Annotated in this window: 25 protein-coding genes; 19 read left to right on the top strand and 6 right to left on the bottom strand. The window is 49.2% G+C overall.

Going from position 1 to position 23443, the window contains the following annotated elements:
• Positions 1 to 577 (top strand): four helix bundle protein (locus V512_RS15060; RefSeq protein WP_243392348.1); only part of this gene is annotated, 577 nt, incomplete at its 5' end.
• A 58-nt stretch (positions 578 to 635) separates the two neighbouring features.
• Here the strand turns inward: V512_RS15060 and V512_RS09155 are convergent.
• Complete coding sequence (locus V512_RS09155) at positions 636 to 845, bottom strand: DUF2922 family protein (RefSeq protein ID WP_099830177.1); 210 nt, start codon at positions 843 to 845, stop codon at positions 636 to 638.
• Positions 846 to 1042: 197 nt separating this feature from the next.
• On the bottom strand, positions 1043 to 1279 hold the full coding sequence (locus tag V512_RS09160) for a DUF1659 domain-containing protein (RefSeq protein WP_099830178.1): 237 nt from the start codon (positions 1277 to 1279) through the stop codon (positions 1043 to 1045).
• 400 nt (positions 1280 to 1679) lie between these two features.
• Between V512_RS09160 and V512_RS09165 the strand changes: the two genes are divergently transcribed.
• The 7 genes from V512_RS09165 (at position 1680) to V512_RS09190 (ending at position 6369) form a co-directional block, all read left to right on the top strand.
• Positions 1680 to 2000: a helix-turn-helix transcriptional regulator gene (locus V512_RS09165; RefSeq protein WP_165775379.1), complete on the top strand. Its 321-nt coding sequence runs from the start codon at positions 1680 to 1682 to the stop codon at positions 1998 to 2000.
• Complete coding sequence (locus V512_RS09170; protein ID WP_243392349.1) at positions 1960 to 2202, top strand: helix-turn-helix transcriptional regulator; 243 nt, start codon at positions 1960 to 1962, stop codon at positions 2200 to 2202. The genes V512_RS09165 and V512_RS09170 overlap by 41 nt, the downstream gene beginning before the upstream one ends.
• Positions 2203 to 2375: 173 nt before the next feature.
• Positions 2376 to 2558, top strand: coding sequence for a four helix bundle protein (locus tag V512_RS15300; RefSeq protein ID WP_279300417.1), 183 nt, complete (start codon positions 2376 to 2378; stop codon positions 2556 to 2558).
• A gap of 10 nt (positions 2559 to 2568) precedes the next feature.
• A complete protein-coding gene (locus V512_RS15305) occupies positions 2569 to 2670 on the top strand; it encodes a hypothetical protein (protein WP_279300418.1) in 102 nt (33 codons plus the stop codon).
• A 178-nt stretch (positions 2671 to 2848) separates the two neighbouring features.
• Positions 2849 to 4318 carry a PD-(D/E)XK nuclease family protein gene (locus V512_RS09180; protein WP_099830181.1) on the top strand — a complete coding sequence of 490 codons (1470 nt, stop codon included), beginning with the start codon at positions 2849 to 2851 and terminating at the stop codon, positions 4316 to 4318.
• Positions 4319 to 4409: 91 nt separating this feature from the next.
• The gene (locus V512_RS09185) at positions 4410 to 5612 is read left to right on the top strand and encodes a hypothetical protein (RefSeq protein WP_099830182.1); all 1203 of its coding nucleotides are present in this window, start codon (positions 4410 to 4412) and stop codon (positions 5610 to 5612) included.
• 25 nt (positions 5613 to 5637) lie between these two features.
• A complete protein-coding gene (locus V512_RS09190) occupies positions 5638 to 6369 on the top strand; it encodes an ATP-binding protein (RefSeq protein ID WP_099830183.1) in 732 nt (243 codons plus the stop codon).
• 145 nt (positions 6370 to 6514) lie between these two features.
• Here V512_RS09190 and V512_RS09195 read toward each other — a convergent pair whose 3' ends face one another.
• Positions 6515 to 6871: a four helix bundle protein gene (locus V512_RS09195; protein ID WP_099830184.1), complete on the bottom strand. Its 357-nt coding sequence runs from the start codon at positions 6869 to 6871 to the stop codon at positions 6515 to 6517.
• Between the two features lie 284 nt (positions 6872 to 7155).
• Between V512_RS09195 and V512_RS09205 the strand changes: the two genes are divergently transcribed.
• Entirely contained in the window at positions 7156 to 7914 is a 759-nt protein-coding gene (locus V512_RS09205; protein ID WP_099830186.1) for a hypothetical protein, read from the top strand.
• 166 nt (positions 7915 to 8080) lie between these two features.
• Here V512_RS09205 and V512_RS15065 read toward each other — a convergent pair whose 3' ends face one another.
• The 3 genes from V512_RS15065 to V512_RS09215 form a co-directional block, all read right to left on the bottom strand.
• Positions 8081 to 8200, bottom strand: coding sequence for a hypothetical protein (locus tag V512_RS15065; protein WP_347708254.1), 120 nt, complete (start codon positions 8198 to 8200; stop codon positions 8081 to 8083).
• Positions 8201 to 8211: 11 nt separating this feature from the next.
• Positions 8212 to 8448: a four helix bundle protein gene (locus V512_RS15070; protein WP_243392350.1), complete on the bottom strand. Its 237-nt coding sequence runs from the start codon at positions 8446 to 8448 to the stop codon at positions 8212 to 8214.
• Between the two features lie 472 nt (positions 8449 to 8920).
• Complete coding sequence (locus V512_RS09215; protein WP_099830187.1) at positions 8921 to 10693, bottom strand: transporter substrate-binding domain-containing protein; 1773 nt, start codon at positions 10691 to 10693, stop codon at positions 8921 to 8923.
• A gap of 254 nt (positions 10694 to 10947) precedes the next feature.
• Here V512_RS09215 and V512_RS09220 point away from each other — a divergent pair, with 254 nt between their 5' ends.
• From V512_RS09220 to V512_RS09270, 10 genes are all read left to right on the top strand, one after another.
• On the top strand, positions 10948 to 11271 hold the full coding sequence (locus V512_RS09220; protein WP_099830188.1) for a 4Fe-4S binding protein: 324 nt from the start codon (positions 10948 to 10950) through the stop codon (positions 11269 to 11271).
• A gap of 21 nt (positions 11272 to 11292) precedes the next feature.
• Complete coding sequence (locus tag V512_RS09225; RefSeq protein ID WP_099830189.1) at positions 11293 to 12252, top strand: radical SAM protein; 960 nt, start codon at positions 11293 to 11295, stop codon at positions 12250 to 12252.
• Positions 12253 to 12255: 3 nt separating this feature from the next.
• Positions 12256 to 12579 carry a NifB/NifX family molybdenum-iron cluster-binding protein gene (locus V512_RS09230; RefSeq protein WP_099830190.1) on the top strand — a complete coding sequence of 108 codons (324 nt, stop codon included), beginning with the start codon at positions 12256 to 12258 and terminating at the stop codon, positions 12577 to 12579.
• 938 nt (positions 12580 to 13517) lie between these two features.
• Entirely contained in the window at positions 13518 to 14504 is a 987-nt protein-coding gene (locus V512_RS09240) for a LacI family DNA-binding transcriptional regulator (RefSeq protein ID WP_243392352.1), read from the top strand.
• Between the two features lie 27 nt (positions 14505 to 14531).
• Positions 14532 to 15779, top strand: coding sequence for an ABC transporter substrate-binding protein (locus V512_RS09245; RefSeq protein ID WP_099830192.1), 1248 nt, complete (start codon positions 14532 to 14534; stop codon positions 15777 to 15779).
• Positions 15780 to 15835: 56 nt separating this feature from the next.
• On the top strand, positions 15836 to 16732 hold the full coding sequence (locus V512_RS09250; RefSeq protein ID WP_099830193.1) for a sugar ABC transporter permease: 897 nt from the start codon (positions 15836 to 15838) through the stop codon (positions 16730 to 16732).
• Complete coding sequence (locus V512_RS09255; RefSeq protein ID WP_165775380.1) at positions 16732 to 17559, top strand: carbohydrate ABC transporter permease; 828 nt, start codon at positions 16732 to 16734, stop codon at positions 17557 to 17559. Before V512_RS09250 ends, V512_RS09255 begins: the two co-directional genes overlap by 1 nt.
• Positions 17560 to 17571: 12 nt before the next feature.
• Positions 17572 to 19005 carry a cellulase family glycosylhydrolase gene (locus tag V512_RS09260; protein ID WP_108702531.1) on the top strand — a complete coding sequence of 478 codons (1434 nt, stop codon included), beginning with the start codon at positions 17572 to 17574 and terminating at the stop codon, positions 19003 to 19005.
• A 44-nt stretch (positions 19006 to 19049) separates the two neighbouring features.
• On the top strand, positions 19050 to 20261 hold the full coding sequence (locus tag V512_RS09265; RefSeq protein ID WP_099830196.1) for a family 1 glycosylhydrolase: 1212 nt from the start codon (positions 19050 to 19052) through the stop codon (positions 20259 to 20261).
• A gap of 128 nt (positions 20262 to 20389) precedes the next feature.
• Positions 20390 to 22795, top strand: coding sequence for a sugar-binding domain-containing protein (locus V512_RS09270; RefSeq protein WP_165775381.1), 2406 nt, complete (start codon positions 20390 to 20392; stop codon positions 22793 to 22795).
• Positions 22796 to 23443: the final 648 nt, after the last annotated feature.

Here is a 23443-nt window from a genome sequence, read left to right on the forward strand (position 1 = left end):
CCTAGGTTCCTCGTTCCGACGCTACGCGTCCATGTTCTTGGTTCAGAAGAGCAAAGAGCAGTTCTTCGTTCCGGAGCTAAGAGCTTTGTTCCTAGTTCAGAAGAGCGATGAGAACAGTTCTTTGTTCCGGCACTTCGTGTCCAGGTTCTTCGTCAGAGCGGAGTTGATCAAAGACGCCGATTCTTTTAGAATTCTCTCGGAGGTGAATGATGTGTCTACAAGTTACAAAGATTTGCATGTATGGCAGCTCAGCATGGATTACGTTATGGAAATCTACAGATTAACCAGAGACTTTCCTGACTATGAGAAATACGGTCTCGGTTCTCAGCTCCAAAGATCTGCTGTATCCATTCCTTCCAATATCGCCGAAGGTTCTGGAAGGCAACATAGAAAGGAGTTCATTCAATTCCTCTACCTCGCGAGAGGTTCTCTTCTTGAATCGCTTACTCAACTTGCCATAGCAAATAGGCTCGGCTACATTAACGACAGCTGTCTTGAATCAATCGAAGCCGTCGGCACAAAGATCAACATGATGATCAACAAACTGATCAGTTCTTTGAAGAAACCCGGGCTGTAAGCCCGGGCATCCAAGAACGAAGAACAGATCCTCGCTCTGGAACGAACAACTAATGTGGTCAGATAAGGTTAAACAACTCATTCTTCTGGGTGTCGATCACTGCCGCGTAGTCTACCGCATAATTTGAAGGGATTGCCTTCAGAGTTATGAGGTTTCCCATCACAGTCTCGACTTCAGACTGAGTGAGACTCTCCTTGGGCTCCTTTATGTAGAAGCCCTTGGACTTCTTCGCGGTTGAATCGTACCACCTAACGCTCAGGTTTCTCATTTGAGTTCCTCCTTTCGAATAACGGTTCTCCGTTGACCGTCATCCGTCCTCCGAAAAAGCTGTAAAGTGCAGTGGCATTGCATTTTCGATCCTAATCGGCGAACGGACTACGGCCTACGGTTACATTGTTTCACCGGTCAGAGGTAAGAAGCTATTGAATTTCTAACCTCCAGCCTCTACCCTCTTACATCAATCTCTTAATCGATCGGTCCGAGGGTCTGGGTTTCAACTAGCTTGATATCGGCGATGATGTAATCGGTGAGGCTTGCGATGTTATAGGCTGCGTCATAAGCCTCCTGAGCAGTCATTGCCGAATCGACCTTGAGAGTCTGTCTCGAGAGGACTGGTTTGTCGTCCTCAATGACACCTGTATCCCAGGTGATCGAGAGTGACTTCTCAGTACCTACTACCATTACAGTTGTGCCAAGTCCCATGAAAATTCCTCCTTTTCTTTCAGTTGCAAGTTACAAGTCGCAAGATGCAAGTAAGACCTGGATCTTTCTTCTCTTGCAACTGAGAACTCACAACTTGCAACTGCTCTTCTTCGTGGCCACGTGACAAGAGAATAACGTTAAATCTCTGTAAAAGCCAAGTACCTGATTCTCAGTCAAGGAATATGTTCAAAGCATTACGAAGGGCAAAACAAGCAGATTTGAGAAACATCCTTAAAAAGATTCTACTTTTTCGCGAAATTGTTACTCTCTATGATTCCCATGAATGCTCACTTTCATAACATTTTCTCTGGACTTTAGTCGTGTTTCTTGTTAGTATTTGATTGGTGACCATAGGCAATACACAATACAATGAATCTATTATGTCGAAGGAGGTTAAATGTTGATCTTAAAGCGTCTAAGAAGAAATAAGGGACTGTCTATTCAGGAGGTCGCAGAGAGGCTTGGGATAAGCAGGCAGAAATACTCGAGGATCGAGAAGTCACCGGAAGAGCTGAAAGACTTCTTTCTCGCAGACAGAATAGCGAGCATATTCTCTATGCCTGTAGAGGTTCTCTTCGAACGCTTCAGCGTGAGAGTGTCGCCACTAACGCTTCCTGAAGAGATGGACGAAAGGAGGGATGCAAATAGAGATATTCAGAGAGGCACGCCATCGCAGTGGTTTGACTCAGAAGCAGCTGGCGGAAAGGGTCGGACTGAGTGAGAACTATATCTGTGCGATCGAAAACGGGAGGATTACCCCGCTGTTCAACAAGGCGGACAGGATCGCGAAGGAACTGGCAGTACCCGTTGAATTCCTGTTCACCTGTTATGTGAGACTTTCAAGGCTGCCAAGGTTCAAGGAACTCATGTATCTCTACAACCTGGGATACGACATTAGTCCGTATGAGACCGAGGAAGTGTGAGTGAGAACAGGTCAACCGTCGATGGTCAACCGTCCAAAGATCCGCTGGCCGCTTGGAAAAGCAAGGCAACAAGAAGAAAGGTCATCAGTCAGCGGTCCGCCGTCCTCCGGGAAGAACAGAACTGAAGAAGAAGACCGGACGTCAGAAAGACTTAAGAAATGTGGAGGTTTGAAATGTCATTTGGTTTCAAGAATCTGGAAGTTTGGAAAGTAAGCAAGTCCTTCCCAAAGGATGTTTACCAGTTGACCGCCGCTTTTCCTTCAGATGAGAGGTATGGTCTTGTCGCTCAATTAAGGCGGGCAGCGCAAAGCGGATTTTCTGAACGAGACGGTTGCCCAGCTGGAGATTTCCTTTGAGTTTGGCTATATGAATCCAGATCAGCTTGAACTAATCGAGAAGAAGGCCGAAAGCATTAATAGAATGCTCTGGAAACTCTCCAAATCTCTTGAAAAATCGGAGGACCGATGACGGTTGACTGAGGACGGCTCTTCCAGCGATCAGCGGGTTCATCGCTTTTAAGCGCACAGCGGTTCTTATGCAACTCACAACTTGGCACTTGCAACTGGTTTTCGCTTGCAACTGGTTTTCCCTTGCAACTTGCAACTCAGAACTTGCAACTGAACTAATGAAAGGAAGGTGATTCGCCATGAATCCGGCAGTAAAAAACGAGAACGGACCTCTGGCAGGAGATCCGCTCTCAAGAAACAACTATTACAGGACACAACTAAATACTATCACTTTCAAACGGGAAAGGTCTAATTCTGTTTACCCTTTTTGCAACAGTGATATTACTTCGTCAATTCCCGCAGAAGAAGTGTCAGGAAGAGGACAGAATCTCTCTTGTCCATACATTTCCAGGCAATTAGCTCCTGAGAAATCGGAGAACGGAGAACGGCTGACGGAGAACCGTCACCCGTTCCCCTTATCCTATTCCCGAATCAAAGCCTTCGTGGAATGTCCTCACAGGTTCTATCTCCGTTATTTTGAAGGCCTGCCAGAAGCTCAGGGAGAGGGAAGAAAACATAACGGGCTCATCTTGAGGGCGGTGTTCAACGCTTATCTCGGTAATTCTCCCACTCCCCTTCTCTTTGGAGAGAATCTCAAGAGGGATATGGAGCAGATAGAGTTCGGAGTTCAATTCCTCAAGAGCAAAGATGTTCTTGCTCTCAATATCCCCTTCGCTCTGGACAGATTCTCCAATCCAATACCATTCGATGAACCGGAAGTCGTGTTTAGGGGAGTGGCGCAGTGTCTTTACACTGCGCCGGGGCCGGAGACAGGTGGTAGCAGGTTCGTAAGATCTAATTCAGAGTCTTGTGAGGAATTAGCCTATCACGGATCTGACTCAAAGCAAAGAGTTGATCTTCCCGAACACCTGACCGACAATTTCTGGTCTTCTTCATCTGATCAAGATAACGTGTTGGAGAGTTCTGGTCCTACCCCCTACCACGAGCCCGCAACCCCGGCACTTGTTCTCTGCCACTTTAAGGCGGGCTTTGGCGATCCCGACTGGGAGAGGCTTCTTATATACGCCTGGGCCTTATCGAGAGTGGGATATAACATAGGCAGGATCGAATGGGTCTCTCTTTCTGCAGGTGCTTCTTTCTCGAAAGAGATAACGAAAGAGAACCTCGAAGAGGCGGGAATCAATCTCTTCGCCTGGATAAAACAGATCCTTCAGAGCGACTTTTCGCCCGAAGCAGGAGACCACTGCTCTTACTGCCTGTATCATTCACTCTGTCCTCTCATGGAGAAGCTTGGAGAGGATCTCACGATAAGTGACAGTGACTCTCTAAAGAACACCCTTCAGAAGACAGTCGCCTTTCAGGAAGGGGCGAAGAAGATGAAGAAACTCGCAGATGAATTCATAGACAGGGAAGGGATAGGAAAGGTGGAGCTAAGTGGCTATGAATACGCTAGCGACGAAGCTCCTACTCAGATAAGGCTTCTGGATAGAGAGGCCGCTCTGGATACTGTCGTTAGTCTTCCAGATCCATTCAAATTCATCACGTTCAAGAACCTTTCGGAGCTGGTCGACTATCTTCCCGAAGAAGCCTACGAGAAGAAAGAGAAACTGAAGCCGGTGAGGAGGTTTCGAAGAGCCGCTGATCGCTGAACGCTGGGGGTATGGGGTAGCGGGTTCGTAAGATCTTGACCTACCCCCTACCCCGCCCCCGCTACCACGACTCAAATTTGGAGGTTTTACCGTGAATTACATAGAACTGATTAACAACTTTTGGATACAGCACAGGCGGTTTCATTTCAATGAAAAGGAGATTTCCATGTTCTTCTTTTTGCTCGACAGGGCGAATGAGTTATTCTGGCCCGAGAGTTTTTCCATGCCGTGCAGTGTATTCAGGAAAGAGTTCGGCTGGACGAGAAATCAGGTGAGATGGGCGAGGAGTAAACTGATCGAAACCGGCATTATTAGCTATTCTTCAGGCGATAAAGGCAGGAATGGAAAGTACTCTTTCACCGTGACATTTCTACGCGCATCTTCAACGCAATGTGTGAGCAATCCATGCGCACTTTCCGCGCACAGCGATGAGTTAATAGAAACCTCGCCAGAACTGGAAGAGCGGTCCTCTGAAATGTGCGATTGTGAAGATTCGACGCGCAAGTCATGCGCAGACAACGCGCAACTTTCGCGCGAACCACGCACACGCACATTATATATAAACAAAACAAAACAAGACAAAACAAAACTAAAAAACATTCTTTCTCCTTACGGAGAAACGAAAGCTTTGCTTTCGGATTCAACGGAAAAAGGGGTTGATAATGAAGAGAAAGAAGAGATTTCTGAAGTCGCGAAGAAAGTCTCTCTTGTGCAAACAGAGTTGGAGAATGATTCGCAAGAGCTTCTTCACGGAGATACTTCTCCCGGCGAAATGGCCGTTTCCGGAATCAAATCGAACGGGAATGAACAATTGCGTCAAGGCGAAGGCGGACCTCCGGAAGAAGTGCAGGCGGAAGGTTGTTTGGTCGTTCCCTTGTTCGAGATGAACAATCAAAAAGAAAAGCAGGATGGGGAAAGTCAGGAAGATTTCTCCTATCTCGACTCCTGTTCGAGGTACGAGAGAGACGTTATGGAGACGTGGGAGGCGATAATAGGGCCCTTCGAGAGGGAATGGATCCCATTGCTGAGAGAAGCCCTCAATAAATGCTACCCCTCTCAGATAAAGACTGCGATCATAGCGATAGACAGATCGAAACACGAAGTCCTCGAAGAGATAGGCTTCGAATATCTTATGCAGCCTCTTCTAAGGGGCGCATTCGGAAGGAGAGCGAATAGAAATGGAAGAAAAGATTGGAGCGATTCTGGATCGTTTAGAGATCCTATCGAAAAGTTCAAGAATCCCGCAAGAGAAAAACCCAAAACACTCGAAGAACTCCTCAAATACACGGTATAGCAAAGACGAGGCGATAGAAGAGTGCATGAGGAACTGTCCCGGTCCGGAGAAGTGCCCTTACGGGGGATATATAATCTACGCCAGCGAAGACCCACAGTACAGCGACCTCATGTACGAGTGCTCGATATACAGAGAATTCAGAAGGGTAAAGGAGAACATGGAGAGGCTGATAAAAGTTCTTCCCAAAGGGCTTTGGGAGAGAAGACTGGATAACTTCATCGCTGAAGATGAAGTGACTGAAAGGGCGCTGGATCTCTCGAAGAAGTATGTGAGACACAGGGCGTGGAAGATAGGGTCGAACTTCATCCTTTTGGGAGGCTACGGAACCGGAAAGACTCACCTCGCGGCGGGAATTGCGATAGAGGCGGTCAACATGGGAGATACAGTCGCTTTCATAACCGCTCCGTCTCTGAAGATCGGAGACTTCAAGACGATCTCCGAGAAGATACAGGAGTGTTCGGGGGTTGACCTTCTCGTTATTGACGACCTCAGCAACGAGACGGAAAACAAGATGACCACAGACAAGATATTCGAACTGATAAACCACAGGTATGAACAAGGGGCGGGAACGATAATAACCTCCAACCTGAACTTAACTGATTTCGATGGAACCGTTGGAGCCAGGATCTTCAGCAGACTGAGCGAGAGGACCGCGATCATGCGGCTGGAAGGAGTCAAGTCCTACCGCGAGAAGAAGAGGGAAAGGTATGTGGCATGGACGAGAGATGAGTTCCAAGATGCAAGTTCCAAGTTGTGAAGAGCAGTTGCAAGATGCAAGTTCCAAGATGCAAGTTCTAAGTTGGAAAGAGCAGTTCCAAGATGCAGGTTCTCAGTTGCAAGAAAGAAGAACTGTACAACAGAAGGGATCTAGAACTGCTCATGAGCCTAGCTCCGCTGAAAGATCAGTCTTTGAGAGATTTTATGAGGCCATTGAGCATTTTACTTATCTCCTCTCCTGTCTCGATGAGCTGGTCCCGAACTTGATCAGTGATGTAACCAAGTCTGAAGGCTATTTCTATCTGAGTGAAGGTTTCGAGAAGAGATCCTCTAGCCTGATAAAGAAAATGAACAAACTCCTTCTTGAAATACCTTCCGGAGCCCTCGGCGATATTCGAGGGGACTGATACCGCTGCTCTTTGGAGCTGGGAAGCGAGACCGAAACGTTCAGAATCCGGGAAGTCACTAGTTATCTTGTAGATGCTGGTTACATAATCCATACTGGCGTTCCATACAAGAAGATCTTTGAAAGACGTCGACACAGCTAGAACCTCCTTTTCTGAATGATAATCAATCAAAGTTTCGCCGAAATCATCGATTCATGCAACTGGTCTAACTGAGAAGGTTGATACGGCATCTTTATTGACTTGAATCAGGTTTTTGGTTCTCTTGACTATTATCTTGTAACTTGGTACTTAGAACTTAGAACTGGTTTTCTCTTGCAACTCACAGCTTGGAACTCGGAACTGATTGTTCTCTTGCAACTCACAACTCAGAACTTGCAACTGGTTTCACTTGCAACTATTTCGACGAAAGGAGAAATATCATGGAAGACAGAATAACCAAGACGATGGCTTTGCTTCTGGATGGAAGTTGGAAAGAAGCGGCCAAGCTTTATCGCGAGATAATAAACGATCTCTCAAAGAAGGAGAGTGTTTCAGAAACAGTTCTAAATGGAGAAAGTAGTCAATGCGCTTCTGAGGCTGAGAAGAGTGTATCCGTAGCGAGCGAGTTCGAAAGGTGGGTAACTCTGAACGAGGAAGAGCTGTGGGATCTGGGGCATATCGCCTATCTCTTCGATGACACAGAGACTGCAGAGTCTCTTATTGAAGAGCATTATTCCAGGAAACCGAATGACATAGAAGGAATGGTCTTCCTCGGAAAGATCTACAAGAAGCGAAAGAAGCCTTACAAATCCGAACTAATGTTCAGGGCTGCTCTTTGGGAAGACAAAGACAACAAGAAAGCTGTGGAAGAGCTTGTTTATCTCTATCTCGATACTGACAGGCCTCTCGACGCCCTCGCATGGGCTCAGAAGCTGCTGAGGCTCGATCCCCGGACTCCGAAAAGCTACTTTCTTGCAGGCAAAGCGCTCGAGAACCTCGACAAACCAGAGCAAAGCAGAAGATACATAATAGCAGGTATGATCCTCGATCTCTCCGGCTCCAGAGGATCAAGCTTTCAGAACTTCTACGAAGACAAACTCGGCGAATCGATCACCATTGCTGATCTTGATGATGCCAGAGAGGTTATTGAGGAATGGGTGGGAAAAAACCAGCACGCGGTTGACCGTTCTCCGAGTTAGAGCACCAAGATAGTAACTAGTTCCAAAACAGGTTGCTCTGTCCTTAGACCCGCTGATTGCTGAACGCTGGGTAGAGCAAGGATCCGCTGAGAAGACCCGCTCATCGCTGAGCGCTTTACGCTGAAAAGAGCCGCTGTAGGCTGTACGCTGAGAAGCAAGCTTTGCGCTAGTCGGGTGAGACTTTCAGGCTGGTGATTAGGCGGTTCAGCATTCTGTGGAGTCTATCAGCTGTTTCACAAAGTTTTTCATGAGTCTCTTGATCTATGTAACCGAGCATCTTTGACAATTCAAGCTGTGTTATGACCTCCCTGAGGGAGCCTTTAGAGAGAAAGAGGAACTCTGGGCATATTCCTTTTTGTGCTGCCTTCCTGAACCCTCAGCGATATTAGAGGGAACGGATATTACGGCTCTTCTAAGCTGGGAAGAAAGGCCAAACTTTTCATAATCAGGGAATGAAGAGACAGTCTGATAGAAATCATGAGCGAAGGCCATGCTGAGTTTGTAGACGTCGAGTTTTTCGTAAGAATAGGTCATAAGCTCACCCCCAGAATTAGACTAGCACCAACCAGTTAAGAAAAGCGAACACCAACGTTTTGAATGTCTTTGCTCTGCATCTTTGACATAATGCACATTTTTCGTTCTCAGCGGCGTATAGAAGCAGCGTACAGCGGTCATTACTGAGCCTGTCAGTCCCTATTTTCGCTTCTCGTCTTCTCGTGAGCGCAGCGAACGTCTCGACATTGCTCTTTCTCGATCGAATGGTCTTAGCGGTGAACGGGTTCATGATCTTGAACGGTCAACGGCGAACCATGTTTTAGAGTGTTCAGCGGGTTCATCGCCTTTAAGCGGATAGCGGTTCTTATTCTTGCAACTCACAACTTGGAACTTGCAACTGGTTTTCCCTTGCAACTCAGAACTTGTAACTTGGAACTGTACTACACACACACCCTAACGGCAGGAAGGCCGCAAAAGCCTTCCTGCCACTATAATCATGTATGTTTCGTTTTCACTCGACTATTATGTTTATCGCAAAGGTCTGTATTGGATGGACGCTTTCCCAGGGGCGCCTGAGGGAGAATATCACAACTGTCTCGCCGGGCTGAACGGCTTCGAATACCCACTGGACACTATAGGGCGCTCCCACAAGTTGGGAATCGTCAAGGAACTTCCTTTCGAAGATCGAGCCCTCGTAGATCAGCGAAACGACGTTTGGATTGGTTATCTTTACGTCCCAGATATAACCGGTGGAGCCGTTCTCCTGGAGTTCCATGGTAGCTATCTCGCCTACGGAGAGGGTGTTCATGGAGGTTCGAAGACCCTTGACATCAAGATGGGAGGAATTCCAGAGCAGCGATGTAACGAGCATGTTCGGCACGAACTCTCTGATTGTTTCCTCGAAGCTTCCATCGCGCTTCATTTCGTCGAGAGTCTTCTGGAAGCTCAGAATCATACCGAAGTTCGTTCCCTTCGAAGCTGCGATGTAAAAGTAGTTTGTTTGAAGCTCAATAAGGGCTTCCAGTTCTTCCATGCGGTAGCCCGCGTTCTTGACGAGCTCGCCGACAGTGAGGTCGGTAAAGACTGCCAAATCTGTTTCGCCTTCGAAAAGCTGTACGACGGTGTCGAGAGGATTGAGAGAGCTCACGAGGTTCTCGAAGCCCATCTCCTTCAGGAGCTGTTCAGTCCACCAGTTCGTCGTCGTGCCTATGGCCGCGACAGTCTTTGCGGATTCGAGATCTGTAGCTGGGGCGACTGTGTCTTTGCGGGCGTAGAGGTAGGCGGTGTTCTTTCCCACCGGTCCGATCCACTCGAAGTTATCCCTTCGCTGTTCGGTCTGGTCCATGCTGAAGAGGAAGACGTTCGGCAGATTCGAGGCCAGTTCATAGCCGATTGACCATGGGACTATAAGGATCTCTCCAAACATATCGTTTCTACGGAGGATCTCCTTTACCATTTCGGTTACGAAGCCCGTCGGTTCTCCATTTTCGCCTTTGAAGGTAACGGGCGGGTACTCCTCGGTCAGGAAGGTGTAGATGCCGGGAACGGGCTGTCCGGGGAACCATTGGCCGTATAGCTCAGAGAAGGAGCCGGAGTTCTTGAGACCGTCGAGAGCCTTCTGGAATGCGCTCACGATTTCGGAGGGGACGTCCTTCGAGAAACCGAGGTATGTCATGTCCAAGTCGATCGCAACTGTTGATACGGGATTAAAAGAGGCTTGTTCCCTTTTGAGAAGTTCCTGGAGAACTGCCGAGTTGAAGGGCGCGAGGTCGGTTTCCCCGACAAATAGGGCATCGAGCAATGACTCCTCGTCTTCAAAAATGATTAGGTTGTCGAATCCCTGCTCCTCTAAGAGTTTGTGGGAGTAGTATTCGCCTACCACGCCCACCGAGTTTGCGTTTCTGACGTCCTCCAGCGATTTGAATTCACTCGAGAGCTCTTCTCTCGTGTAGAGGTAAGTGTTCGTTATGACAACGGGGCCGACCCACTGATAAAGAGCTTTTCTCTGGGTCGTGAAGACAAGAGAGGGAATGCAGTATCTCCCTTCGCCCTGTAACCTTTCGAGGGCTTCGTCGAATTTAACGGGTCTCATCTCGACGTCGATGCCCGTTTCGCTTTCCAGTGATTCGATCAGATCGACAAGGAAGCCATCCAGATGGCCTTCATCCAGGTAACTGAAGGGATCGTAATCGGGATTTACAAGGAAGGTAATGGGCTGGGCCAGGCCCACAGCCGATAGAAAAAGAACAAGGATAATGGAAATCTTGGAAATAGAAGATTTCACTTTTCTGCACCTCCAATTGAGTGTGTTATGATTCCTATTCTAGACGAAATCTCACGTTTCACAAGCAACAATTATTACTGGCGAAGCTTATTGGCAAGTGGTCGTCTCACTCGGACAGCTTTTGGAAGCAGATTCTTTTCAGGATGTTCGTCTGCGTATTCCGGAAATTTGTGAAAGGGGGTTTTGAAGTGAGTTTTGAAGTGATATAATATATATGCAATAAACATATATAATGAAAAAAGGAGATGTCTAAATTGCCTTGGGTAAGAGAAGATATGTGTACCGGATGCGGACTGTGTATCAAAGCCTGTCCGGTGGAAGGAGCAATCGTAATGAAGGCGGGCAAGGCGTACATAAACAACGCGCTTTGCACCAGATGCGGGGATTGTTTCAGTGCCTGTCCGGTGAATGCAATAAGGTCAAACTCTGAAAATCCCTCTCTTAGAGCCGGTGGAGGGGGATACGGCATCGGCCGTGGAACCGGTCCTGGACAGGGAAGAGGACTGGGACGAGGTATGGGGGGAGGCAGACGCGGAGGAGGACAGGGAAAGGGCATGGGAGGACAGGGAGGAAGATAGCCAAACAATATCGTTAGGGATGTGATTCGTTTGAGTCATATATACGGAGTGGTGCCTTCAAGAAGACTTGGCAGATCGCTTGGGGTCTGTACGATACCGTTCAAGACATGCAATTACTCGTGTATTTACTGCCAGCTAGGAAGAACGACGAATATGACCAATACCAGGCAGACCTTCTATCCGCCTGAGGATATTCTATCCGAGGCAAGAACGTTTATAGAGGCTCACGGTGAAGAGTCGTTCGACGTTGTGACGGTTGTCGGAGAAGGTGAACCGACTCTGTACAAGCCATTGGATTCCATAGTGAATGGACTAAGAGAACTGACAGCCAAGCCGCTTGTGCTAATCACAAATGGCTCTCTTTTATTTGAGAGATCATTGAGAGAAGAGATAATGGATTTCGATATTGTGATGCCGACCTTCGATGCCATTGACGGGGAGAGCTTCAGAAAAATAAACAGACCCTTTGGAAAGCTAAGGTACAAAAGAGTATACAATGGTTTGCTAGAGTTTTCGAAGGAATTCAAAGGTGAAATCTGGCTGGAAGTAATGCTCGTAAAGGATTACAACGACAGTGACAAATTTCTTGGAGAACTGAAGAATAGGATCGAACTGCTGGCCCCGGCAAGAGTGTACATAAATGTTCCTGCCAGGCCACCGGCAGAAGAAAATGTAGAAATACCTGAAGAAGAGACGCTTAGATATGCCCGCGCTCTTCTGAAGGCGGAGAGTATCGAGAACCTCCCGGTCAGCAGCTTCACTACCTCTGAGAAAAAAGCGCTGGATGCAGTGATCGAGATCATCAAGCGCCATCCGATGTCGGAGAAAGACATAAAGAGTTTTGTGGAGGCGGAGTTCAATGAGGAATCGGTCGGAGATCTTCTGAAGAGACTTAGCAAGAATCCGAACGTCGAGAAGAACTCCTATCGCGGGAAGGATTTTTACAGATACATCCTTGCAGGAAGACGATCAGGAGGATGAGAGATGGGAAAGTTAATCGCAATCGGGACCAACGACGGTTTCAAATTAAACGACGACCACTTCGGGCAGTCAAGGTACTACGACATTTATGAGCTTGACGAAGGCAAATGCGCCGTCAAGCTGGGAGCAAGGCCTAATCCTTATTTCGAGAATCATAAGCATGCGGAACTCGACGAGATCCTCCAGGTTATCGGTGACTGCCCTGTATGGATCGGGGCAGCAATGGGACAGGGATCGCTGAAAAAGCTCGCCGAGATGGACTACGAGCCGGTGATTCTAGAGCCGATGACAATTGAAGAGGCATTGAAGGCGTATCTGGAAAAATGACGTTGGTGGCTTCGTCACGGCCAGTCGAGCTTTTAAACGAAGACGGCTCTAAACAGCGACCAGCGGGTTCACCGTTTTTAAGCGCGCAGCGGCTCTTCAGGGCGAGATCCCGTGCAGGTGCATCACGGGATGACCCTGAGGTCGGAAAAATAGGGACTCCATTTTTAGAAACAAGAGCAGTTGTTCCTTCATAAGAGCTTGCAGAGAGCCGTCCTTCGACGTTCGTCCAGGAGCGTGGAAGAAGCCGGGCTTCCTCCAGAGTTCTACAGTGTATCACTCCATCATCTGCGTATCTGGCAAAGGGCTTATCCGGATGAGTCCTCTCCATCCATTTGTCGAAAACGGAGTCCCTATTTATTCCTGTATTCTGGTCGTAGTGAAGGGCGGCCTTGGCTGGTCCATCTTCGGTATTATCTGGGGATTGCGATCCTTAAGATCGTGCTCAAGGCCGTATTCTTCTCCAGAATGCCGCTCTGGCTTTCGATGGGAGGGCACCTATTGATGGGCTGGCTATTGGTCTCTATAGTTTACGGCGTGTATATCAGACTAGGAATGTGGTCTATTCTCCTCATGCTCCTGGGCGGACTGTTCTACACGATCGGGGCGTCATATTAATAACGGAAAAACCCACTCCCTTCCCGGGAAAGATAGCACCATGAACTCTGGCACATACTGGTTATGCTCGGAAATTTCATTTCCTTCTCATGATGTTCCTTTATGTGCTTTCGTACTGAAATCTCTCCTATCAATAATATATTAACAGAATCAAGAAAATTGTTCCTGTTAGTTGCCTGTCATTGCTCCTGATTGTCTGTAATCTCTTCTGATTGCTCTTGGTTATAATATGGCTATAATGTTAGAATAACTGCAAACGTTTCCGGATACGTTTGCGGAGGAATCTACGTCCAATTCTGTTTTCATGGGGGTGTTGTGTGGCAATGGCACGTGTCACTATAAAGGATGTGGCTGTATCTCTCGGTTTGTCGGCATCCACCGTTTCCAGGGCGCTTAATGACAAGGGCGATGTCGATCCGAAAACGAGAAAGAAAGTGAAAGAAAAGGCCTTGGAGCTGGGGTACTTTCCAAACATGGTGGCAAAGGCTCTGAAGGGGAAGGCGCTGGGACTGCTTGGAGTTGTGATAGACGACAACGCTAATCCCTTCTACGCCGAAGTGGTGAAGGGAATGGAACGCCAGGCAAGGGAATACGGTTTTCATCTCCTTCTGGTGAACACTTCCGCCGATTACGAAGAACAGGTCTTCGCTGTCGATTTTCTTCAGAGCAAGGGTGTCGATGGTATTCTGATAGCCCCGGTAGATGACACCAAGCCATACGAAATGGAGGCTCTCAGAGTGCCGTTCGTGGTTGTCGGAAGGCATTTCGAAGAGGGAGATTTCGTAGAGGTGTACAACGATGAGGTTCTTGGAGGTTATCTGGCCACGAAGCGTCTCCTCGACGGGGGCAGGCGCAACATTGTCACCATACAGCCGGCGATGAACATTTATCCGACGCGCGGAAGAAGTGAAGGTTACCGAAAGGCTCTAATGGAGTTTTCCGCAGAACTTTACAGCCAGTCCCGCGAGTTGAAGTCTTCTCCCGAACAGGCCGGAAATTCCCTGAAAGAGTATATCAAGACACAGGGATTGCCCGATGCCATCTTCGCTTACAACGATATGTACGCGCTCGAAGCTATAACCTGCCTGAAAGGAAGGAAACTGAGGGTTCCCGAAGACGTGGCCGTGGTCGGTTACGACGACATTCCCTATTCGGTGTATGTCCATCCCGCTCTGACGAGCGTCGCGCTTGACAAAGAGTGGATGGGCAAAACCAGTGTCGAACTGCTTGTGAGAATGGTTCAGGGTGAGGAGTTGAAAAAGAAAAAGTACATACAGAAACCCGTTCTCAGAGTCAGGGACTCTGGGTAGGAGTAATGGAATAAGGGAGGGTTTACCATGAAAAGGTTTTTTCTAGTTTCTTTGATCGGTTTGCTGCTGCTCTCGGTGTCGGCCTTTGGAGTAATTACACTTGAATTCTGGACCGGCTTCACCGGACCGGACGGGAGGTTCATGCAGGAACTGGTTAACCGGTTCAACCAGGAACACAAAGACGAGATACAGGTGAACATGAGTACCATGCTCTGGGCCGATTACAACACGAAGGTGCCGATAGCTCTCGCGAGCGGGAAGGGACCTGATGTCGGAGTCGCAGCCATCGACAATCTGAGGAGTTTTGTGAGTCAGGGCATGCTCCTGCCTCTTGACAGTTATCTGGGGATCATGGGTATCAAGGAGGGCGATATCGTCTCCTCGGTCTGGGACGCGACCCATGTGGACGGAAGTATCTACGGGATCTCTCTGGACGTTCATCCCCTGGTTTTCTACTGGAACAAGGAACTCTTCAGAGAGGCCGGACTGGATCCGGAGAATCCGCCTATGACGCGCGAGGCTTTCATCGAGGCGGCGAAAGCGCTTACCAAAGACACCAACGGCGACGGCACGATAGACCAGTGGGGCACGATGATTCCAGTCGGTTGGCCGAACTACTTCATTTGGTTCTCGGCCTTCTTCTCCAACGGTGGAGAGCTTTTCAATGAAGATCTCACGAAAGCCACTTTTGCCAGTCCCGCCGGTATGGACGCCATGCAGTTCTTGGTAGATCTTGTTTTCAAGTACAAAGTCTCTCCAGAAAAGGTGCAGGTCGATGCCGATATCGACGCTTTCAAGAGAGGAACCTGCGCAATGGAATTCAACGGAATCTGGATGCTCACAAACTACATGGAAGTAGATGGGCTAGAATTCGGCGCAGGTCCGGTGCCGCAGTTCGGTTCGGAAAGACCGGCAAACTGGGCCGGCTCTCATACGCTGGTGATTTACAAACAGAGGAAACAGGATCTGGAGAAAACTGAGGCCGCCGCCAGGTTCATCGGCTGGATAAGCAACCACAGTTATGATTGGGCTCTCGCCGGGCAGATACCGGTCAACGTATCCGTTCAGAACAGCGAGCAATTCCAGGCACTTCCATATCACAGTTCCATTGCAAAGGGTGTCGCGAACGTCGTCTTCCCGCCATTTTTCCCCAAGTACGGAGATTCGACAGGCCCGATATGGGAGGCGCTGAACCTGGCCATCCTGGGTCAGAAGACCGTCGAGCAGGCTTTGAAAGACGCTGAAAAGATCAGCAACGAAATTTTGCAGGATTGATTATCCCGACGCCTTTCCCGTAAGCGGGAGAGGCGTTCTCTCTAGAGGTGGTCGCTTTGAACACCAAAAAGGCGGTTCCTTATTTGCTCCTGTTACCGCACGCGGTTTTTTTTGGGATCTTTTTCATCTTTCCGCTTTTCAAGAGCCTGTATATGAGTTTTACCGAGTGGGGGCTCTTTCAGGGAATGATCAAATACGTCGGTCTGGACAACTACGCCAGACTTTTCGACTTCGGTGGTTACCGTTCGCAGTACTTCTGGAGTGCCATCTGGGTCACTGTGCAGTTCGTTTTGTACTCGGTACCGGTACTCGTGTCCGTTTCTCTGGCGCTGGCCCTGATTCTCAACAACAGAAAATTGAAGATGAAGAGCTTCCACCTCACGGCCTTCTTCTTGCCTACGGCCCTCTCGGTGACGGTTGTGGCCGTCATGTGGAGGTGGATATTGAACGTTCATTCCGGTCTTTTGAATTATCTGCTGGGCTTCTTCGGAATCGAAAAGATACCATGGTTGACCGATCTTCCCTGGGTCTGGGGAGCGATAATCATCGCGACCGTCTGGTGGACTGTAGGGTGGAACACGGTTATTTTTCTGGGTGGACTGTCGAAGATACCGGAACCGCTTTACGACTCGGCAAAAGTAGACGGCGCCAACGCATTCAGAAGGTTTTTGAACGTGACGCTGCCAGGTTTGAAACAGGTCATGATGTTCGTGGTCATAACACAGGTTCTGGCCGGGTTCGGTCTCTTTGCACAGCCGCAACTCATGACCGGAGGAGGCCCGGGAAGGGCGACCATCCCGATAATGCTTCATATCTACGGTGAAGCCTTCAACCCCTCCAGACCGAGAATGGGCTATGCCACTGCCATGTCGCTTATAACCGGTGTGATCATCGTTTCAGTCACGTTCATCCAGTACTTTCTCTTCACTCGAAAGAGTAAGGAGGAGAGATGATGAAAAGAAGAGGCATAACGGTGAATATAATAGCTCTGCTGATAGCGCTGGTCTTCATCTTTCCCCTTTACTGGACTTTTTTGACGGCCTTCCGTACGGAGGCGCAGATTCTTGAATGGCCGCCGAAGTTCCTGCCGACGAACCTCACGTTAGCCAACTTCGAAGAAGTGCTGGCCCATCCTCAGGATACACCCGTGTTTCAGTGGTTTATCAACAGCCTTTTCGCGGCAGTCAGTTATGCCAGCCTTTCGGTCGTTGTGGGCGTGATGGCGGCCTTTGCGCTGGCGAGAATGCAATTCAGGTTCAGAGATGCTTACTTCAAGATTATACTGGCCTCCATGGCCGTGCCCGGCATGATACACTTTCTCCCTAACTACACAACCATAGACGCTCTTGGCTGGACTGACAACCTGGTTGCGATAATCGTTCCGGGACTGGCCTCGACCTTTGGAATATTCCTGTTGAGGCAGTTCTTCATCAGTGTTCCCAGAGAGATCGAGGAGGCAGCCATAATAGACGGGGCCAACATCCGCCAGAGAATCTTCTATGTTATCGCTCCCCTGGCTAAGGAGTCGATCATCATACTCTGGGTCATGAATTTCATGTCCAACTGGAACGATTATCTCTGGGCCCTTGTGGTTCTCTACTCACCGAACAAGAGAACGATGCCGGTTGGAATGTCGACCCTTCAGGGAAAATACGTGACCCAGTACGGTCCGCTCATGGCCGGAGCCCTCTTCATCGCGGTGCCTTCGATCCTCATCTTTCTGCTTGTGCAAAGGTACTATATCAAGGGCATCGACATAAGCGGCGCCGTGAAGGAGTAAAGGGGTGATGCTGTGAAAAAGACTTTAGTGTTTTTTACGTTTTTGATCGCGGTGATGTGTATGGCATCCTTTGTGAAAGTCTCGCCCGGAGGGAAGTACTTCCAGCACGACGGAGAGGTCTTGATCCCCATAGGATTCAACGACGCGATTACGTGGCCTTCGCTCATATCGTTGAGCTACGGGAACGTTTCGGCCGCCGAAGAGTACTTCGAGAAGCTTTCCTCCTACGGCGTCAACACGCTCAGAATCATGCTCGAATACGCCCAGGACAGATCGGGAGTCTCTCTCCTGGAAAAACCGCTCGGAGTGTACAACGATTCCGTAATTAAGATGTGGGACGAGATAGTCAGACTGGCCGAAAAGTACGATATATATTTAATCGTAATTCCATGGGATCCCTTCTGGATGTACGAGAACTGGGACGTCAATCCCTACAATGAGGCGAATGGCGGACCGATAAAGACCTTGAGCCAGTTTTTGACCGATCCACAGGTCAGGCAATGGCAGAAAGAGCGGTTCAGGTTCATGGTTGAGAGGTACGGTTCCAGTGAGAGGATACTGGCCTGGGAGATGAACAACGAGATAGAGCTCTGGTACGGTCATATCTTCTACAAGGCCGATTATACGATCGGGAACGAAGCACGGGAGTGGCTGGGAGAGATGTCGGCCTTTATCCGTGAGCTGGAGATGGAACTGTACGGCGACAACCACCTCCTGACGGTTTCCACGGCCAGGCCCGGACTGACGGGTACGCTGGCGGGAAAGCTTTACAGATTCGATTACATTGATTTTTTCACCACCCACTTCTACTTCGATACGGTGAAGAACCCATCGGATCCTCTGGCGATTGCAAGAGACGTTTCGGCCAATATAAACTATCATAACTATCTCTTCGGCGACTCCCTTCCCTTCATGGACAGCGAAAGCGGACCGATCGACCGCTGGCCCCAGCCGGCAGGCTTCGACGCGGAGTGCTACAGGGCCTTTTCCTGGTCGCATTTGGCCAGCGGAGGAACCGGCACGGGTCTACGCTGGCCCTACACTTCTCCGCACATGATGCCCGATCGCCTTCTCGAGGTACTCTCTTCCATCTCGCGGTTCGTCGCTTCGGGAGGGATAGACTGGCTGAATTTCAAGGGAGTCAACCTGGATATGGAGATCTCTCTACTTTCCGAGGGAAAGACGGTTCACACTTGCAGCGGAAACGACTACGAAAATTTGAGAGAACTGATCGGCTGGGCCATGTCGGCTTCGAAGATCGGCATGGCGACGCTGGAGCTTAAGGGACTTGAACAGGGCAAATATAGAATGGAGATCTGGCACATCTCTGAGGAGTCCAATTCGCGGCCGGTGGAGTTCTTCGATTTCGAATTTCCGCTCCGGACAAATATAGGGCTGGATATAGACCACAGTAGTTTCGCTTACAAGATCTATAAAGTTGAATGAAGGACCTATCTTCAAGAAATGAAAAGAACACAGGCGGTGATTGAGTGAGAAGAGATTTCATGTGGATAACGGGCATAGAAGATACGTTCGTCAGCGCGACCGACAGCATCTCGGCGAGACCGCTGGACGAATACGAACTGACTCAGCACTACTCTCATTGGAAGGAAGATCTGAGAAGCATCTCCGACACGGGCTTCAAATACATCAGGTACGGAATTCCCTGGTACACGATCAACCCCGAAAAAGGCAGGTACGATTTTTCCTGGACCGACAGGGTCTTCGACTTCATGAGAGAGATCGGTCTGATACCGATCGTCGATTTCATTCACTACGGTACCCCCAGCTGGATGGACAACGGCTTCCTCAACAACGACTTTCCACTGTTAATGGCCGAATACGAATTGACCGTTATGAACAGGTACAAAGATTTCCTCAAATACTACACTCCTATGAACGAACCCTTCATAACGCAAGAATTCTGCGGAAAGCTCTCCGTATGGCCCCCATACCTGAAGGGCGACGATGGCTTTGTCAAGCTGCTCAACGCCACGGCCAGGGGAATCGTAGAAACGGTTTCGTCCATCAAGCGCGAACTGCCGGGGGCCTTTGCGCTGCACGTCGAGGCGTCGGGCCTCTTTTTCAGCGACGATCCCGATCTGGCCGAAACGGTGACGCTGATGAACGAATTGAGGTATGCCACCTACGATCTTGTACAGGGGCTGATCAACAACAATCATCCGCTCATCGACTACCTCAGGAGAAACGGGATGTCCTACTCCGACCTCGACTGGTTCTTACCCAGAAAAATAGAGATAGATGGCTTCGGAGTAAACTACTATCCACAGCTCAGCGTTTACAGAGTTTTCAGATCGGGAAAAGACCTCAAGACACATTCGCACTACGGGAGCGTCGAGTATCTGAGAGAATTGCTTTTGAGCTATCACAGAAGATATGGCGGCCCGATCTTTCTCACCGAAACCAGCATCAACGGTGAACCCGATCACCAGATACGCTGGTGGAGGGAATCCAGGAAGCTCTTTGAGGATCTCCTGGATGAAGGTCTGAACCTGGGAGGATATACATGGTTCCCGGCAATGGATCTGATCAACTGGGACTACCGGTACGGTACCGCTCCGGTGGAGTGTTATCTTGAACCCATGGGATTCATACAGCTTAAAATGAATCCGGGCAGGGAGTTCGAGAGAAGAAAAGGCGAACTGGCAAGAGCTATGGAGGAAGATCTGAAACGAATCTGAAAGCACGGGAATCTTTCCCTGCTATGAGTTAAAATCGATAGAGTTCTTCACAAATAGATGAAAGTAGGTAAGCCAAGATGCGAAGCGGAAGAAAAAGAATAAACCTGGACGGAAAATGGCGGTTCGATATGTTCGGCTGCGAGCCAGAAGATCTGGCGGAGGTCGAACCGGGAAGAACGATCGACGTTCCCGCCTGTGTTGAAAGGTACTTCCCCGCCGTTACACGCGAGCAGTTCTACCTTTACTACGAACGGAGCTTCGAGCTTGCGAAGCGGCACAACAGGCGCTATTTTCTCCACTTTGGAGCAGTTGACTATCTCTGCAAAGTCTCCCTCAACGGCGAGAAACTCGGTGAGCACATCGGGGGATACCTGCCATTCGAGTTCGAGATAACCCAATTAATTCTAGACAACAACAGGCTCCAGATTCTTGTCTTCGATCCAATCGGCGGGGGAGTTCTGGACAATAGAAAGATTCCCCACGGGAAACAGAACGGAGAGCCGAACTGGTACACCAACATCTCCGGTTTATGGCAGAGCGTATGGATCGAAGAGAGACCTGAAGTCTACATACACGACCTGAAGATAGAGGCTTCCTACCTTCAAGGAAGGGTTCGTGTGAGTTTCAAAACCGATTCAGTGATCGACGGAGCAGTGCTAACGCTTCTGGATAGAAAAGGAGACACCATCTCTTCAAAGAGGGCGGTCTCGAATGAAATCGATTTACCTGTTTCCGGAGTCTTTCCGTGGTCGCCCGGAGAGCCGAACCTCTACGATCTCGTTCTGGAGATCAGCTCGAGGGGCGTCCGCGATCGGTTGAGCGTCAGAACCGGGTTCAAGGACTTCCAGACAGCTTCAGGCCGCCTCCTTCTCAACGGGAGGGATTTCTACATCAAGGGTGTACTGGATCAGGACTTCTATCCCGAGACTCTGTATACGGTGCCTTCCAGGGAGTACCTGGGCGAGAGCTTCCGTAAACTGAAGAGAATGGGCATCAACACTTTGAGACATCATGTCAAAGTACCCGATCCGCTTTATATGGATCTTGCCGACGAAATCGGGCTCCTCGTCTGGCAGGATTCACCCTATTTCGATGAGTTTTCTCCCACCGGCTCGCTGGAACTCCTCAAAACTATACGGGGAGCGATCGAGCGCGACCTTCACCATCCTTCTCTGTGCGTCTATTCGATAATAAACGAGTCGTGGGGGATAGATCTAACCGATCGGGAACAGGCCGGCTGGCTTGCAAGAGTCTTGGACGAACTGAAGCAGGATTATCCTTCGATTATCTTCACCGACAACTCAGCCTGCATGGGCAACTACCACCTGAAGAGCGATTTGAACGACTACCACTTCTACGCGAGCTCGATAGACCGCGGAAAGCTCTGGGATTTTCTGATAGAGTCTTTCTCGAACAACCCGGCCTCCTTCTATCTCCGAGAGTACAGAGACAACTTCGAGGAAGAACCGCTCTTGGTTTCGGAATTCGGCAACTGGTCTCTGCCTCCGAAGAAATGGCTCGAGAAGAGAGACTGGCCTCACTGGTTTTCACACATCTTTAAAAATGTCGCCATGACCCATCCCGGGGGGGCAGGTGAAAGATTTCTGGCTAGTGAAATTGCCCGGGAGTATTCGTACGACGAGCTCTTCGAAATCTCGGTGGAGAATCAGCTGGAAAACTTGAGGATGGAGATCGATAAAATAAGGCTTCACGACAGGATACGCGGATTCGTGATAACGGAATCGAGCGATATTTTCTGGGAGTGCAACGGACTTTTAACCTTCGATAGAGACTTCAAATTCCCCCCCGAAAGGCTCGGAGCACTTCTCGAAAACGACCTCTTCGTGGCGTCTCTTGAGAGCGACACGCTCTGGCTGGGCCAGGAGGCTAGGCTTCTGGTAAGGCTTTTGAAAAGACTTCATGGCGAAACGATCTCCGTGGAGTCCGACGGCCTTTCCATCGAGCGCAGAATAGACGGTTTGGAGGGAGAGACGGTTGCCCTGCCGCTAGATACGTCTTCCATGAGTGAGGGTGTGAGAGCGTTGACCGTTCGCGTCGGAAGGGCCGTCTCCACCGTTCCGCTCCTGGTTTGCAAGAGGGGAGAAACAAAGCTTAAATTGATTAAGACCTCGAAAAGCGGCCCTTCGGAACCGGAAGACAACACCGTCCTAGTACTCGAGAGAGCCGGAATGAACGTTGGTATCTCCCCTTATTCGGCCAGGACCGTGGAGAAAGAGGATCTCCTTTCGGGAGACTGGATAAGCGGGATATTCTGGATCGTAAAAGATCTTTCCCCCTTTGCCCCGGGTGGTCACTTCAGAAAGTGTCACGGCGGGTTGATAGCCGGTAGGCCGATGATCGAAAGCGAAGGCTTTTCGAGGAGATTGATCGGAATAACATACGGCTGGCTGGCCGGATTTTACGGTTATCTAGATATGCTGGAGGGTCACAGGTTCGTCACGACGATGAATATAGATCCCTCCACTCCGCAGGGAAATCTGCTTCTCAGACAACTCGAAACTCTTCAGTATTGAGGCGCGAAAACTCATAGACGGCGATTTCAACATATCGATGTAAATTACTCAACGATGCTTCGAATTTTGAAGTGTTAAGTTGTATAACTCAGCTTTGACAGCAAAATGGAAGAAATCGCAGGAAGAAGTTCTGAAAGTCTCATGAATCCGTTGTAGATACTTGAATCACTTTCGAGATAAGGTGCCATGTGGTATTGCTTGTCGCTTTGTGTTTGCTTGCTTTGTAGTTATGTGTAGCGATATCATATAGGTGCCATGTTTCTAAGACTCATGGAAAAATCGGGACTCCATTTTTAGGAACAAGAGCGGTTCCTCGTTCTGACGCTTCGCGTCCAGGTTCTTGGTCATCAGTTGCAAGTTCCAAGATGCAAGTTGAATAAGAAAATGGTTGTCCGTTATCGGTTCACCGTTCTCCGAGCAGAGCTTCAAGACCTATCAAGCTCTTTGGATGATGATCTTAGGTCCTCCCTTGAGGGAGGAGGGCCACAAAGTGGCGGAGGGTGTGCACGTCCAGCTAAGGCAAGAATGTTCAGTGGGAGAAAAAGGCCCACCGGGGAAGAAGTCAGAGCCCCGTAGCTTGGATAGCAGTGGGGAAGGAAACTGAACCACTGCAGGCTATTGGCAAAGCCATATTAAGAATGGTGAGCG

It is taken from the genome of Mesotoga sp. Brook.08.105.5.1, from assembly GCF_002752635.1.
Taxonomy (GTDB): domain Bacteria; phylum Thermotogota; class Thermotogae; order Petrotogales; family Kosmotogaceae; genus Mesotoga.